The sequence below is a fragment of the Fodinibius sp. GM21 genome, from assembly GCF_058386955.1.
This window is the reverse complement of record NZ_JBYEIQ010000001.1, coordinates 173,287-189,167: the sequence shown is the minus strand read 5'-3', so window position 1 is coordinate 189,167 and position 15,881 is coordinate 173,287. Positions and strand designations below refer to the sequence as shown.

General features: G+C 44.2%; 12 protein-coding genes. 6 read left to right on the top strand and 6 right to left on the bottom strand.

Annotated elements, in window-relative coordinates; genetic code table 11:
• Positions 1–75: 75 nt before the first annotated feature.
• Complete coding sequence (locus tag ACT3IB_RS00790; RefSeq protein WP_491537111.1) at positions 76–300, bottom strand: hypothetical protein; 225 nt, start codon at positions 298–300, stop codon at positions 76–78.
• A 453-nt stretch (positions 301–753) separates the two neighbouring features.
• On the opposite strand from ACT3IB_RS00790, the gene ACT3IB_RS00785 reads away from it, so the two are divergent.
• Both ACT3IB_RS00785 and ACT3IB_RS00780 read left to right on the top strand, forming a co-directional pair.
• Entirely contained in the window at positions 754–1,932 is a 1,179-nt protein-coding gene (locus ACT3IB_RS00785; RefSeq protein ID WP_491537110.1) for an aspartate aminotransferase family protein, read from the top strand.
• Between the two features lie 62 nt (positions 1,933–1,994).
• Complete coding sequence (locus tag ACT3IB_RS00780; RefSeq protein WP_491537109.1) at positions 1,995–2,429, top strand: hypothetical protein; 435 nt, start codon at positions 1,995–1,997, stop codon at positions 2,427–2,429.
• A gap of 10 nt (positions 2,430–2,439) precedes the next feature.
• Here the strand turns inward: ACT3IB_RS00780 and ACT3IB_RS00775 are convergent, their stop codons facing one another.
• Genes ACT3IB_RS00775 through ACT3IB_RS00760 form a run of 4 tightly spaced genes read right to left on the bottom strand, consistent with a single transcriptional unit; the run spans position 2,440 to position 8,002 of the window.
• Positions 2,440–3,459, bottom strand: coding sequence for a threonine aldolase family protein (locus tag ACT3IB_RS00775; RefSeq protein ID WP_491537108.1), 1,020 nt, complete (start codon positions 3,457–3,459; stop codon positions 2,440–2,442).
• A gap of 54 nt (positions 3,460–3,513) precedes the next feature.
• Positions 3,514–4,500 (bottom strand): threonine ammonia-lyase, encoded by a 987-nt coding sequence (locus ACT3IB_RS00770; protein ID WP_491537107.1) that lies wholly within the window; start codon positions 4,498–4,500, stop codon positions 3,514–3,516.
• 54 nt (positions 4,501–4,554) lie between these two features.
• Positions 4,555–7,449, bottom strand: coding sequence for an amidohydrolase family protein (locus ACT3IB_RS00765; RefSeq protein WP_491537106.1), 2,895 nt, complete (start codon positions 7,447–7,449; stop codon positions 4,555–4,557).
• Complete coding sequence (locus tag ACT3IB_RS00760; RefSeq protein WP_491537105.1) at positions 7,421–8,002, bottom strand: TolB family protein; 582 nt, start codon at positions 8,000–8,002, stop codon at positions 7,421–7,423. The genes ACT3IB_RS00765 and ACT3IB_RS00760 overlap by 29 nt, the downstream gene beginning before the upstream one ends.
• Before the next feature lie 183 nt (positions 8,003–8,185).
• On the opposite strand from ACT3IB_RS00760, the gene ACT3IB_RS00755 reads away from it, so the two are divergent.
• A complete protein-coding gene (locus ACT3IB_RS00755; RefSeq protein WP_491537104.1) occupies positions 8,186–8,506 on the top strand; it encodes a hypothetical protein in 321 nt (106 codons plus the stop codon).
• Positions 8,507–8,571: 65 nt separating this feature from the next.
• On the opposite strand, the gene ACT3IB_RS00750 is transcribed toward ACT3IB_RS00755, so the two are convergent.
• Positions 8,572–9,420 carry a 3-hydroxyacyl-CoA dehydrogenase family protein gene (locus tag ACT3IB_RS00750; RefSeq protein WP_491537670.1) on the bottom strand — a complete coding sequence of 283 codons (849 nt, stop codon included), beginning with the start codon at positions 9,418–9,420 and terminating at the stop codon, positions 8,572–8,574.
• Between the two features lie 238 nt (positions 9,421–9,658).
• Here ACT3IB_RS00750 and ACT3IB_RS00745 point away from each other — a divergent pair, with 238 nt between their 5' ends.
• The 3 genes from ACT3IB_RS00745 (at position 9,659) to ACT3IB_RS00735 (ending at position 15,872) form a co-directional block, all read left to right on the top strand.
• Positions 9,659–12,100 carry a penicillin acylase family protein gene (locus ACT3IB_RS00745; protein ID WP_491537103.1) on the top strand — a complete coding sequence of 814 codons (2,442 nt, stop codon included), beginning with the start codon at positions 9,659–9,661 and terminating at the stop codon, positions 12,098–12,100.
• Positions 12,101–12,207: 107 nt separating this feature from the next.
• Entirely contained in the window at positions 12,208–15,165 is a 2,958-nt protein-coding gene (locus tag ACT3IB_RS00740) for a serine hydrolase domain-containing protein (RefSeq protein ID WP_491537102.1), read from the top strand.
• Positions 15,165–15,872, top strand: a complete 708-nt coding sequence (locus tag ACT3IB_RS00735) for a cytidine deaminase (RefSeq protein WP_491537101.1) — start codon at positions 15,165–15,167, stop codon at positions 15,870–15,872. The genes ACT3IB_RS00740 and ACT3IB_RS00735 overlap by 1 nt, the downstream gene beginning before the upstream one ends.
• The last annotated feature ends 9 nt before the right edge of the window (positions 15,873–15,881 follow it).

The window sequence follows — 15,881 nt, the reverse complement described above, 5'->3', positions numbered from 1 at the left end:
GTCTTAAATTAGTATTGATACAGTGATATACTTATTGCATCAACAAGGCCCCAAAACAGTACGTTCAATGGTTATTTACTTATACCACTCTGCAAACGTAAATATCGGCTTCGCGGGCGTAGCGTTAGGAATAAATACTGCCGCATCTAATCCCCACAGCGGATCTTCGTGTTTATTCCCTTTCACCGCCTGAAGCAACAGATTGCGCTTATTCGCAAAATTGGAAAAGAAAACAGTAAATGGATACTGCTGAATACAATTATCATAGGCCCTTTTACCTTCACGAAGTTTTTTGGTCATCTGCTCAGTCGCCGCGGACTCACTTCAATCGCCAAATTATCAACCTCATCAGCACGCTGTAGATCTTTCATAAGCGCCTATAATATCAATGGTATCTCCTTCATCAGATGCATTTCACCCTGTGAAACGATCGTTGCTTCTCTGGCTTCCTGCCGCAGCAACAGCCCGCCTTCCCCGGTAAGGCCTTGTCATTAAAACCGATGAGATGTCGGTTAGGCTGTAACACTTGCTTGAATGTTATCTTTGAAGAGTCAGAGTTAACGGTTTTCTGTGCATACGGGGAGTTAGTGCCTACAATAAAGAAAATTGAAATAATTCCGAGGGCAAGCTGCTTAATTTTCATAGTTCCCTGAAATTTTTATTACTATAGATCAGAATTGTCCGATTTCGTTATTGTGAAAATCGGCATACAGTGTTACAGTTTAATCGAGATTAGTTCGAAAAAGTTATTATATGGATTATCAGCAGCTTACCGAACAGCATCATCTGCCCGTTTATAATCGTTATCCTATTACGCTAACAAAAGGTAAGGGAGCCTATGTTTGGGATGAAGAGGGCAACAAATATCTTGATGCACTGGCCGGTATTGCGGTCAATAGCTTGGGGCATTGTCACCCGAATGTGGTGAAAGCTGTACAACAACAGGTTAAACAGCTCATGCATATTTCAAACTTCTATTACAGTAAGCCACAGGCGCAATTGCTTGAGTTGCTGTCTGATATTTCGAACCTTGATAAAGGGTTTATCTGTAATAGTGGTGGAGAAGCAATGGAGGCATGTCTTAAAGCCGCACGCAAATACGGACAGGCACATAAAAAGCAGGGCCCACTCTTGACCGTTAGCAATGCGTTTCACGGGCGTACGATGGGTACCATATCCATGGGCATGGAAAAGTACTCCAAGGGCTATGATCCGCTTTTAGGAGGATTTCAGAAAATCCCTATGAATAATGTTGAAGCCCTGAAAAACAATTTTGATAATCAAACATTAGGGGTCGTAATTGAAACCATTCAGGGATCGGGCGGCCTTCATGTTGCATCACAAGAATTTATGAAATTCATTCAGGAGCTTTGCCATCATCACGACGCCCTTTTAATTGTTGACGAAGTACAAACCGGTATTGCACGCACCGGCAAAATGTTTGGCTTTGAACATTTTGGAGTACAACCTGATATCATTGGCCTGGCCAAGGCGATGGGCGGTGGGTTCCCCATTGGGGCAATGGTTTGCTCTGAGAATGTTGCAGAGACGATGAGCTACGGAGATCATGGCAGCACTTATGGAGGAAATCCTTTGGCTTGTGCAGCTTCACTGGCAGCATTAAATACCGTTATTGATGAAAATCTTACGGAACAGGCCGCTGAGAAAGGAGACTTTCTAAAACACACAATAAATGAGTTAAGTAACGGCGTTAGCGAAATAGTTGATATTCGTGGCCAGGGCTTAATGCTCGGCGTAGAACTCTCTTTTGAAGGGCGAACGGTCGTAGAAGAGATGATGCATCAGGGGATACTATCAAATTGTACACAAGGCAACGTGATACGATTAGTGCCGCCTCTGGTAGTCACGGAAGAAGATTTATCAACCTTAGCCGAAGTACTGATATCAGCAATCGAAAAATCATCCTCATAAGGAAAACAAATTAGTAGTTTTTGTGTTATAGTTACCGCACCAAGAATAACTTAATGACAGCAATGCATTTTACTCACCTTTTAATGGTAGTTTTTGTGGCCGGATTGCTACTCGGTATACCTCTGGATGGTACCGCACAGGAAACCGATACCACAAAAATTTCTATTGATCAAGATGAAGAGGGCGAAACCTCCCTGCAGCTGGATCAGCAATACAGCCGATCGGTTTCCGGAGGATCGCTTACAGATATGGGTACCTATAATGTTCCAAACTCTACCCAGTATTATCACGCTCCATTTGAGGCCCAAAACGAGCTGGATCGGGCTATTGAAGCTTATCGAAAAGAGATGGAAAAGAACTGGTATTGGCACTTTCTAAGAGCTGTCAGCCCCTATATTCGGTTACATCTTGGAGTTCGTGATTTCAATACCCTGCAGATTGTGGGACGTGACAATCCATTATTCCAATCCTATACAAACAGTGAAAAGCGTCAATAATGTGTTAGGATTAGCCGAATAATTGATTGAAAGTGCTCTTTACCTTGTTGAGATCTTCATCCGTAATCTGGAAGTGGAAGGTCGCACGAAGTGTTTTAGGCCCAAACGGAACTAGCTTTATACCATTATTTGCAAGTTTTTTCACTGCTTCCCGGGCAGACATTTCCTTAACATCAAAGATTAAAATATTGGTTTCCACAGATCCCAAATCGATCGTGAGTCCGGAACATCGATTAATCACTTCTGCCAATTCTCTAGCCCTGCGGTGATCTTCTTTTAGGTTTTCCAGATGATGATCAACCGCATAATCAGCGGCGGCAGCTAACATTCCGATCTGACGCATACCTCCCCCCCACATTTTGCGCATGCGTCGCGCCTCGGTAATGTCTTTATGGGAAGAAAGAATCATTGACCCAACCGGTGCTCCAAGTCCCTTACTGAAGCAAACAGACATTGTATCAGAAACACGGCTATAAAATGTAGGCTCTGTTTGCGTCGCCGTCATTGCATTCCAAATGCGAGCTCCATCAAGATGTATCTCCAGATTATTTTGAGTGGCAAATGCACTAATTGAGGCTAACTCTTGCTCGCTGTAACAACAGCCCCCTCCCTTGTTGGTAGAGTTCTCGAGCGCTATAACTGATGTTCGGGGTTCCCATTCATTTTGCCCGCGAACAGTATTTTTGAGCAAATCTGCTGAAAGTTTACCTTTCGCCCCCTGTAACGGTCTTAGCAATACGGATGAAAGGTGCGAAGCCGCTGTGGATTCATAGTTAAAAATGTGACCTGTTTCCTCGATCAGAACTTCATCTCCCTGATCAGTTAATAAATTGATGCTCAATTGATTAGCCATAGTACCACTGGGAGTGAACAATGCCGCATCGAAGCCAAACATATCAGCAATCTTTTCTTCAAGAGCATTGACGGCAGGATCTTCTCCAAATACATCATCCCCCACTTTGGCCTCGGCCATTGCTTGTCGCATTTCGGACGTGGGCTTGGTTACGGTATCGCTTCGTAAATCAATCATAGTTCAAACAGAAATTATTGTGTATTTCGTGGAATTCTCGAAACACCAATTAACCTATTTTGCTTTCTGCAATATGCTGTAAAAACTTTCAGTATCAATATTGGTACCACAGACGATGATTCCGGCATTTTTATTCATCACCTCATCAGAAAGTGGTCCCGTTGCTGCTGCCAAAGCTGAGGCACCGGCCGGCTCGACAGCCAGTTTCAATTCCTCAAACATCATGCGCATGGTTTGCGCCATCTTCAAGTCGGTTATGGTCACCACTTCATCCACAAAACGCTGACACAATCCAAAGCTGTATGGAGCGGCGTGCGGGGCACCCAAACTATCAGCAATGGTGTCAACCTCATCAATTTCGACCGGCTCTCCAGCTTTAAGACTTTTGCTCATACTATCGGCTCCCACCGGCTCTACGCCGTAGATTTTGCAATCAGAAATCATTTGCTTAACTGCTGCTGATATTCCTGCACATAATCCTCCACCGCCGATTGGAACAATAACGGCATCCAATTCAGGGACATCCTGAGCAAATTCAAGTCCCACTGTTGCGGTACCCAGCGCAGTCTGTTCCCCTTCGAAGGGGTGGATAAATGCTCGATTTTCCTCTTTTTCGATCTCCTTTACACGACGAAAAGCCTCATGCACATCGTCAACCAGCTCAACTGTTGCACCGTGTGATTTACACTTCTCAACGCGAAACGAATTGGCGGTTTTGGGCATCACCACCTTGGCCGTAGTACCAAGTGATTTTGCCGCATAAGCAACAGCAATAGCATGATTGCCGGCACTAACTGCAGTAACCCCATTTTTTAGCTGTTCTTCGCTGAGATCCAGCATATTCATCAATGCACCGCGCGGTTTAAAGCTACCGGCATACTGGAAGAGTTCCAGCTTCAAGAATAAGTTGGTTTCTTTGCTTAAGAGTTGATCCTTCACATCACTCTGCCACTCCCAGACGGGTGTTCTTCGAACCTTATCACCCAGTTTTTCTCGTGCTTGTTCAACCTGTCTTGGAGTTGGAATTTTAATCGTTTCCATACCTGAGTTAATTTCCTAAATCAGTCTTGAGCTATAAAATTTAACCGTTTCATTCTATTCTTTTATGCCGGGTAATCCACCTGCGGGTTTATCATTGCCCCACCATCGCTCAGGGGCTTTGCGTTTACGGGGATAGATTTCATCCAACGTCTCCCCATTATACAAGCGGCCGTTTTTCATGACCCAGCGGACCGAATTGGTATTTCGAATTTCATCCAGTGGGTTTTTATCCAAAATAACCAGATCAGCCAGCTTTCCTTTTTCAATGGACCCTAAATCCTGATCAAGCCCGAGCGACTTTGCTCCAAGTATAGTCGCCACTTTTAAAGCAGTATGATTGTTCATGCCTCCGGAATGTACGGCCCAAAGCTCCCAGTGATAACCAAGTCCTTCCAGCTGGCCGTGGCTTCCAATACCACCCCAGCCGCCGGCATCTACAAGATCTTTCATGAACTCTGCGTGCTTGTAAAATGCGTGCTCATCTTTGGTAGCCCAGAACCCTCTTCGCCGTGACTTCGATGCCAGCTCTGCATACGGAGTGAAAAACGATAACTTAGAATCTTTATATGGCTCCTCGTTAGCATAAAACCACTCTTCCGCCCAGGGACCGCCGTAGGTAACCAACAGCGTGGGCGTTACCGCCATCTTAGACTCGGCGACAACTTTCACAACCTCATCATATATGGGATACACAGGGAAGTTGTGTTCATGTCCGGGATAACCGTCGATAAGCTGATTGAGGTTGATCTTCCAGTCCAGAGCACCCTCTGTAGTAGGCAAGATCTTCTGATCTTTTGCAGCCATCAGAATCCATTGGCGTTGCTGACGATTACCGGCAATATACATCTTGAGATACTTGGTGTGATAGTACTTACTATATTGCTTCATCACGTTTTTAGCATGATCCAGATCGCGAATGTTATATGCCCAGTACCCAAGACCGGGTCCTGTAGAATATACGCGCGGTCCAAGCATTTTCCCGGCATTCACCATGTCGCTATATGACAGAATATCGGTTGTAGAAGTCTGAGGGTCTCGGGTTGTCGTTACACCATAGGCCAAGTTCGCCCAGTAATTCCAGATTTCATTTTTGTGGATGCCCCAGGTCGGCCACATATGCGCATGGGTATCCACAAACCCGGGAATAATGGTTTTGCCGGAAACATCAATGCTTTCTGTTCCGGACGGTACATCCAGCGTTCCGGTCATCCCTACCTCTTTAATTCGATTATCTTCAATCAGAATATCTCCTTTATCAATGACCTCGTCACCATCCATCGTTATGATGCGAGCACCACGTAGAAGCACCACGCCTTCGGGCATATCCTGCTCGTAAGTAACTTCAATGGCATATTCTTCCGGACTATATTTTTCAGGTGTTTTATCTTCCTCCTTTTCGGATTCTTTCTTTTCCTCGGATTTTCCCTCCTCTTCTTCAGCTTTTTTCTCTAGCTCTTCCTCTGCTTTCTGAGCAGCTTTTACGCTGTCTTCGAAGGCTTTGGCTTCATCCAGATCATACACAAAATGTCCGTTCCCGATAGACCAGTGCACTTTTCGCCCGTCCGTATCCCAGTATGGGAATTGACCGCCAATTTCTGTTAACTTTCTCGCAGGAAACTGTGCATTATCGGGATTGGCAACCGATATATCGATCTTATTACCAACCTTAGGCACCGTAGCTACATAAATCTCATTATTAATTTTCGCCAACGCCTGATCTCCTTCGGGAGCCATCGTAATCAGTGAAGCTTCACTGGGGGGATTATTTTCTTTCGCTGAAACCGGATGCAAAATTCGTTCTCCGTGCGGAATGCCACTTTGATTTCCAAATCCTGCCGTCGTAATACCGGTCATCTCTATATACTCTTTTTCCTCGGTACCATCCCAACGAATGGAAACCAGCGTATTATCATCGTTGAGATAAATACGATCGTTGTCTTTAACAAAATGCGGATTAGATCGCCCATCGGCTTTGGCAACTAATGTAACTTCTCCTCCATCAGCAGGAATCCAAGAAATTTCATCCAACGAGCCAAAATAGGCCCCTGGACCAAGACCATCGTGATAATCTTCTGCGGCACCTTTTAGAAAAACAATTCGATCGCTATTGTATGACCATGCCGGACTTCCATAAACAGCCGCCTGCTGTGTAAGTTTTTGCAGGTTTTCTCCATTAGGTCTGACTTTATAAAGATGTCCGCCCTCATCTTTGTCCCAGGTCGCAAAGGCAATCCATCTGCCGTTAGGCGACCAGGTAGGATGCGCCTTGGTAACCTCCATATCCGTAAGGCGACGCGGAGTACCATCGGGAAAGTCCATAACATATAATTTATTCATCACCGTAAACGTCAACTGATCTCCATCGGGCGACGGCTCTGCATCTCGTATTTGCGTGGCAATTGCTTCTTTGTCATCACTGATGGGATAATCGAAATCCAGACGTGGACCAAGCTCAATTTCGGTATTAACTTCAAACGGAATCTCTTTTGCCTCACCACCATCAATTGGGATACGCCATAGTTTTCCACCGTAATAAGCCACCAGTTCCTCACTATCCGGAGTAAATGACATCCCGGGATAAACGCCCATCGTGGCGCGAGACTCCTGCTCATCGCGCTGTACGGGATACGCCAGCCACCGCTCATCGCCATTATCACGATTGCGAATCACCAAGCCTGTCTGATCCTCATAGCGAGAACCGTATACCAGCCACTTACCATCCGGCGAAATAACAGGAGTAAATGCTGAGCCGTATCGGGATGTGATCGTGCTCGTTTCCCCATTCTCGCGATCATACACTCCCAGCTGATACTGTGGAAGTTGTGCATTATAATTCCAAGCTCCCATCCGACGGGAATAGTAAATAAAACGTCCATCGGGACTTACGGCCGGATCTATCGTTCTCAGGTTTTCCGGTTCATCAATCAGCTGTACGCCACTCCCCCCCATCTTTGTGATACATCCATAATTTGTTGGTCAATCCACCTTTGGCTGCAATAATATAGTCTCCGCTTGGAGTCCACTCGGCAGAAGGATAACGGTTGTCTTTACCCTTCGTAACCTGATGCAACTCTTCGGTTTCCAAGTTCATGTACCACACCTCATCGGATCCATCCCGATCGGAGGTAAATAGCAGACTTTTTCCATCAGGACTGTACCTCGGGTGGGCATCGAAGGCCATCCCGTCGGTAAGCTGTTCTGCCGCACCGCCTTCAAAAGGTATAGTATAGATGTCACCCAGCAGATCAAAAGCTATTTGCTGGCCATCCGGACTTACATCCACCGATATCCAGGTACCTTCTGATGAACTTATATTAACAATACGTTCGGCTTCAAGAGGCAAATCCGCCTCTTTGGTCTCTGCGGTATCAGTCGTATCAGACTGTAGTGTCAAAAGTGAATTATGAGTTAGAACCGTAGGTTCGAAACCTTCTGCATGACCAATTGAAATAGTGATCAATGTGCAAAAGGCGATGAGAAGAAGTGGTTTGAAAATTTTCATATAAATTCCGTTTTCAATAAAAGTTAAGACCTCAACAAATAACAAGAATATGATAAAAATGGAAACGAGAAACATTTTTTTACAGCATACAACACCTAATTAGCTAAAAATTACTGGGAGATGCTTTTATTTATCAATTACTTTTAGAAAGTTGTCAATCATGGAATAACAAAATGACCTGCATTGAGTGAGAATGGATTACATATTGACGAGCGCAATCACGAACGGGTACCTACATTAACAGAACGACTAACCCACGCCTTATTAAGTGCTTTTCTTGGCTTTGCGCTTATCAATATTGTAGCGTTCTGGATGTTTCCCGGTATAGGATTAGGAGGCATTTATATGCTTTCTGGCTATCACGCAGTAACAACCATTGCCAGTAGTTTAACAACAGTACTTATTTATACCCTCATAATTTTATGCTTTGTTTTCGGGTGGTTCCAAGGCCAACATTTCATAGATCGCCTTAAACACTACCTTTACTATTGGAAGTTTTGGTAGTAAAATAAAAGCCCTCAAGAATACAGATTCCTGAGGGCCTAAAATTCAAAATAAATTTATACTGTTTACTCGTGCGTATAAAACCCTTCTCCAGATTTATCCCCGAGTTTACCGGCGTCCACCATCTTAACCAACAATGGACATGGTCGATACTTTGGATCTTTAAAGCCATCATGAAGCACATTTAGTATATCCAGGCAAACATCCAGGCCGATAAAATCAGCCAGCCGCAGCGGCCCCATCGGATGTGCCATTCCAAGCTTCATAACCTGATCCACGTCTTCGGGTTCAGCAACACCTTCATACACGCAATAGATCGCTTCGTTAATCATCGGCATCAACACCCGGTTGGATACAAAACCCGGATAATCGGCCACTTCAACCGGATTTTTATTCAACAGCTTTGCTGTTTCTTCAATAATTTCAACAACTTCTTCATCGGTATCCAGCCCACGAACAACCTCCACCAGCTTCATCACCGGTACGGGATTAAAAAAGTGCATTCCGATAAATCGCTCGGGACGAGACGTGGTTGCCCCTAATTTTGTTATCGATATGGATGAGGTATTGGAAGCCAATATGGCCTTTTCCGGCGCTGCTTTATCAACGTCAGCAAAAACCTTCTTCTTAAGCTCAAAATTTTCGGGAACCGCCTCAATCACCAAATCCACCTCCTTTACCGCCTCACTGGTATCGGTATGGGTTTTAATATTTTCAAGGGCCTGTACTTTCTGCTGGGCATCGATCTTCTCTTTTTTAACCATGCGTTCCAGGTTTTTATCGATGGTCCCCAACGCCTTATCTGCCAACTCCTGATTCATCTCTACCAAGTTTACCGGAATGCCGTTCATGGCAAAAACATGGCAAATACCGTTGCCCATGGTACCGCCGCCAATAACTGCTACTTTTTTAATATCCATATCACTGAGATTTTATTGCAATTAGATGTTGATTATTGATGAAAGAGAGTATCGATTTTCTGAAGCATTTTCAATGATTCAGCTATTTAATAGCATAACTGAATAACATTATTTTAATCAAGCATACTTTTGGATGAATACATCTGCTATCGAAACATACCCTTTTTCCGGCTACTCATTAATTGCTATGTTTGCTACATTCCTGATTGCCAAAAATTATTAAACGCTACTTATGAATAAATTTTTACGCATTACTCTTTTTCTATTCATCCTAATTATTGGAATCGGAAGTCTTGCCATCTACTGGACCTTCTATCGTCCGCTACCCAATTATCAATCTAATCAAAGCCACGATACCATCCGGCAACAGGTTGATATCCACTGGGATACTCATGGCGTGCCGCATATTTATGCTGACAATAAGCACGATTTATATTACGCTCTGGGATACGTCCATGCCCAGGATCGCCTTTGGCAGATGACCTTGAGTCAGATGGCGGCCGAAGGGCGATTTGCCGAATTCCTGGGAAAAGACCTCCTTCCCTACGATAAATTGCAGCGTACCCTTGGGTTTTGGGATATCGCTCAACAAATAGCTCCCACTCTCTCCGACTCTACCCAAAATTTGCTTAAGTCTTATTCCGCCGGCGTCAACTCCTATGTCAACAACAATCCTAAAAGTCTGCCTATGCAATTTACGCTGGCCGACATGGAACCCATTCCATGGACCCCAACACATTCAATCGCACTGGCACGAATGATGGCCTGGGAGCTAAACTTAGCCTGGAAGTCAGAATTAAATTATGCATATTTTGCTGATACTCTTTCGCAGGATAAATTCTCACAACTGTTGCCCGACAGCAGGTTTCTTTCTTCGAATCTAACAAGCGATGCCAACTGGGCCCAAACACTGATACCCCTGGTCGAGAAGAATGAAACCTTAAATAAAATTATGGGCCGTCAGGGCTCGCACGTGGGCAGTAACGCCTGGGCAGTCAGCGCCGAAAAATCATCTACCGGAGCACCACTTTTAGCGGGTGATCCACATTTGGGGCTAAACATGCCGGGCAAGTGGTACGAAACGCATTTGAATGTCAACGGCAGAAATCTTTCAGGCGCTACGCTTGCCGGTGCGCCCATCGTTATTTTAGGGCAGAATGATCACCTTGCCTGGTCACTGACCAACATCATGCTCGACGACACAGACTTTTTTGTAGAGGCGATAAATCCCGAAAATCCTGACGAATATGTCATTGATTCGCTGGCCAATGAAGCAATTTACGATGAGTTCGAAATCCAGAAAGAGGTCATTAAAATAAAAGGGGCTGACGATACACTGCTTACTCGCAAAGTTACTAACCATGGGCCTATAGTCTCTAATGTATATCCCGAACAGCAATACACCAAAGACCGCGTTATCTCTATGCAGTGGACCGGCTACGAGGTAACCAATGAGATCGAAGCCTTGTTAACCATGAACTGGGCGCAGTCTTTTAAGGAGTTTCGTGAAGGAGCCTACAACTTTAAAGTGCCGGGACAGAATTTTATCTACGCTGACAAGGCGGGTAACATCGCCCAGCTATCAATGGCCAATATTCCCATCCGGGATGAAAATCCAATTTTATTGCGCGAAGGCTGGAATACCGAACACAACTGGCAGGGTTATGTACCCGATGAACAGCTTCCTACGGTCATAAACCCCGATCGCGGCTGGATTGCTAATGCCAACACCTCTCCCGCCGGCGATGATTATCCCTACTATATTTCGGTGTATTGGGAGCCTGGGTCTCGCATCGATCGCATCGAACAATACTTGACAGAAAATGACCAACTTTCTCCACAACTGTTCCAGCAGATGCAAAACGATACCTATTCTAAATTCTCGCGCGAACTTTCCCAGCTAATTCTTCCGGTCTTGAAAAACAGCGACCAGCGTCAATTCAAGACCGCCATTTCATACCTGGAGAACTGGGATTTTACGTATGGTAAATCAGAAACGGCCGCCTCTATTATGGATGTCTTTCTACTCCATCTCGCTAAAAACACCTTTGTTGATGATATGGGAGAAACAGGTTACGAGAATTTTGTGCGTTTCTCTTCGATGCCCATCCGCGCGTTAAGCCGTTTTCTACGAAATGGGAGCACCTTTTTTGATGATGTAAATACTGAAGACACTACCGAAACAAGGGACGACATGGTCAGAAAAAGTATGGCCGAAGCAATTAATTTTCTTGAACAAAATTATGGCAACGAACCGTTCGAGTGGAGATGGGAGCAGTTACACACCATCACATTCAAGCCCCAACTTTTTGGGGAAGCCGCTGAAGATCCCAATGCCCCACAAGCATTACAACTGATCGTTAATAATTTGCTCAATAATGGCCCACATCCTGTAAGCGGACATGATATGAGCGTCAATAACGGAGAATACAGCTGGAATGATCCATATGAAATGGTTCTCGGACCGTCAATCCGACGTATTATTGATTTTTCTGATCTAAGTAAAACCTGGTCTATTAATCCCACCGGTCAATCCGGAAATCCCCTTTCACAATATTATGGAGATCAAACAGAAAGCTGGCTAAACGGTCAATATAAATTTTTATATCAGGACAGTACGTTTTTTGGTGAAAATCAATTTAAGACCATGACCTTCATACCTGAAGACAAATAATTTAAATCAATTAGGTTTCCGGCTCATGTTGATTCCGCAACGGCATTCGACTATGTTAACATTAATTTAGCAGCATATATCATCTCTGAAAATCCATGGTTAAACAATTGAAAATTTCTACAAATAACATAGTACTGCTGGTTATATGCAGTACGTTTTTACTTTTCGCAGTCCAATCATGCTCTGCTTCCCAAAAAACCACTTCAACGTCACCTCCGGTTGGGAGTATTCAGCAGGAAAGCGTACTGAACAACATCGCTAAACAACCTCCTAATACCAAAGAGAACGAAGCAGCTGACCAGCCTAAAAAAACGGTGGATTCCATTACCGTGGATTCACTGCTAGCCAATATGTCGCTGAAGGAAAAAATTGGGCAACTGTTTTTTATTCGTGCTTACGGAGATTATAAAAGCAACGACAGCGAGTCCTACCAACAACTGCTGCGCCATATTCGAGAGTATAAAATTGGCGGACTTGTTTTCTTCAACGGAACAGTTTACGGACAGACCGTTTTGACCAACAAGCTCCAGCGTGCCTCAAAAATTCCACTTTGGATTACCCAGGATATGGAATATGGGGCTGCAATGCGAGTTGATGGCGCGACGCAATTTGTACATGCCATGGGGGTCGCAGCAACCCAAAATCCCGACTATGCTTATTGGATGGGAAAAATAACGGCTCAGGAAGCTAAGGCACTGGGCGTAAACCAAATTTTTGCTCCGGTTGTGGATGTAAACAACAATCCAATGAATCCGGTCATTAATGTCCGTTCATTTTCGAGTAATCCCCATGTGGTTGCAGAGTACGGGAATAAATTTATAGAAGGGGTCCAATCCGAGGGAGTGATTCCCACAGCCAAACATTTTCCTGGCCATGGCGATACGGATATCGATTCTCATCTGTCATTACCGGTAATCAAGTACGATTTGGCTCGGCTTGATACTGTCGAACTGGTGCCTTTTCGTTCAGCTATTAATAATGGAGTTAATAGCATAATGAGTGCCCATATCTCATTTCCAAAAATCAGTTCCGACTCTGCATTACCTGCCACAATGGACGCCAATATACTCAGTCAAATACTCAGGGATTCCCTCAACTTTGAAGGGGTAGTTGTAAGTGATGGACTGGATATGCATGGAATTTCCTCCCACTTCTCACCAGGCGAAGCCGTTGTAAAAGCCCTGAAAGCAGGCGTTGACCTCATGTTGCTGAGTCCAGACGAATTAACAGCTCTCCACGAAATTGAACGCGCCGTAACATCAGGTAAAATATCAGAAAAACGCATTGATGATTCCGTACGCAAGCTCCTCAGGTGGAAAAAGCAGCAAGGACTTTTTAAAGACAATAAAATTGATATTGATTCTTTAAGCACTAATATCAATACCCGTGATAATCAGTTAATAGCTGAAGAAATTAGCAGAAAATCACTGACGCTTCTAAAAAATGACGGAGATATTCTACCTATCCGGGCATCAGAATATCCTAAAGTAATGGTTGTATCAGTCTCGGATGGCAAAAGCGGATATACAGGTTCTTCTTTTGTCTCACAGCTCAGGGATTATCATCCCGATGTTAGCTCCTACTTGTTAGATCAACGGACAAGCAATGAAGATAAACAGGACATGATGGAAGAAGCCCGTAAAGCTGATCTTATTATCATTGGCTCATTTATCTATGTAAAGTCCGGGCAAAAAGTACAGCTTGATAATGAGCAATTGCCCTTTCTAAAGAAACTAATCCGTAAGAAACCCTCAGTTTTAGCCGCTTTTGGAAACCCCTATGTAGTTCAGGATTTGTCCAATACCGACGTACAACTTTTAGCGTGGGCAGCGAATGGCAATCAAGTAAAGAGTACCGTTCCTGCCTTGTTTGGCGGATCAGAATTAAGTGGACGACTTCCTATCAGCATTCCGGGTTTGTACTCTGTCAATCATGGGCTGTATCTCCCCCAAACCGCAGTGCGTTACGACGAACCCGAAGTATCGGGCTTATCAAGGGATTCGCTTCGTAATATCGGTCATATTATGAATGAGGCGATATTTGACTCCACGTTTCCCGGCGGCGTGGTTACCGTCCTTAAAGACGGGAATATTGCTTACCAAGAAGGGTTCGGGTATGAAACCTACGAAAAGCTGAACCCTATTAAAGAGGATGCAGTTTACGACTTAGCCTCCCTTACAAAAGCAACCGCTACAACAGCCGCCGTTATGAAACTGGTAGAAGAGGAAAAAATCAATCTGACAGATAAGATTGGAAACTACATCCCTGAGTTTTCTAGTGGTAACAAAAAGAATATCACTATAGAAAATTTTCTGCTACATAATTCGGGGCTGCCCCCATTTCGGGTGTATGTTGATTCCCTTAAATCAAAAAAAGAAATTATTGAAGCCATTAAAAATGAACCGCTTACCTATGAAACCGGCACTGATTACAGATACAGTGATCTCGGTTTTATTCTGCTCGGTGAAATCATTGAGCAAGTTACCGGCAGACCGCTTGATCAATATCTACGAGAAACATTTTACTATCCTCTGGGGATGTCTTCTACTTTTTTCACTCCAAAAAAGATGGGTGAATATTTTACCGACCGGATTCCTCCCACTGAAATCGACACCGTGTTTCGGGACACTACAGTTCATGCAGAAGTGCACGATGAACGATCATATTTTTTAAATGGTGTTGCCGGCCATGCGGGATTATTTTCAAGCGGCAGAGATTTGGCTATTTTTTGCCAAATGCTATTGAATGATGGATGGTATGCCGGTCGCCGCTATCTGGAACCCTCAACCATACAGAAATTTACCAAGCGGCAAGCCAAACACAGCAATCGTGGCTACGGGTTTGACCGAAAAAGCGGAAAGAACAGTACTGCCGGATCTTTGACCAGTAAAAAAACGTTTGGCCACCTGGGCTTTACCGGTACCAGTTACTGGATTGATCCCGAGCGTGATCTGGCAATTATCATTTTAACAAATCGAACGTATCCGTACCGATCATATGGTAAAAATATCAGCAATATACGAGCAAAAATTGCGGATGCGGTTGTTTCATCAATTATAGAATAATGGACATCAACGACCTATACGAGCAAAATTATGTTCCCTACTCTAAAAGAGCTTCGGTAGCTATTGTTCGCAGCAAAAGTGGAAGCTGGTTCCCCGGTGTACGCATCGAAAACATATCTTATCCCTTAAGCATTAGTGCCACGCAGAATGCTCTTTTTCACTGCTTAAGCGAAGGACATCAACCCGGTGAACTTTTTACGGATGAAATAAATGCATCCATGATACCAAGTTGGGAACAAGAATTTGGATTGAAGTCCCATGCCCTTGATAGCAAGAACCTGCAAAATATCACCCTCGAAAATCCAGTTATGGATTCCGATATTAACAAAATGGAACAGCTTAAACAGCTGTTGGATAAGGCTGTTGTCGGTGAATCCGACTTTCCTGTTTCGGCGATCGTGGAAACAGCACAGGGCTATTTTACGGGTGTAAACATTGAATGTTCTTCGTGGAATATGGGACTTTGCGCCGAACGCGTTGCCATTACAAAAGCGTTGACTTTTGGCAGCCAGAAACTACTCAGCCTTGACATACACACCCGCAAAGGTGAATTCAGCAGTCCATGTGGTGCTTGTCGGCAGGTTATTATTGAACATCTGCCAAAGAAACAAATTCACCTGCACCATGCTGATGATTCCGAGTCCATTCATTTTAGCGAAGACCTTCTTCCCCACAGTTTCAGTTCTACATCACTTTCAAATAGATAATCTACTGAT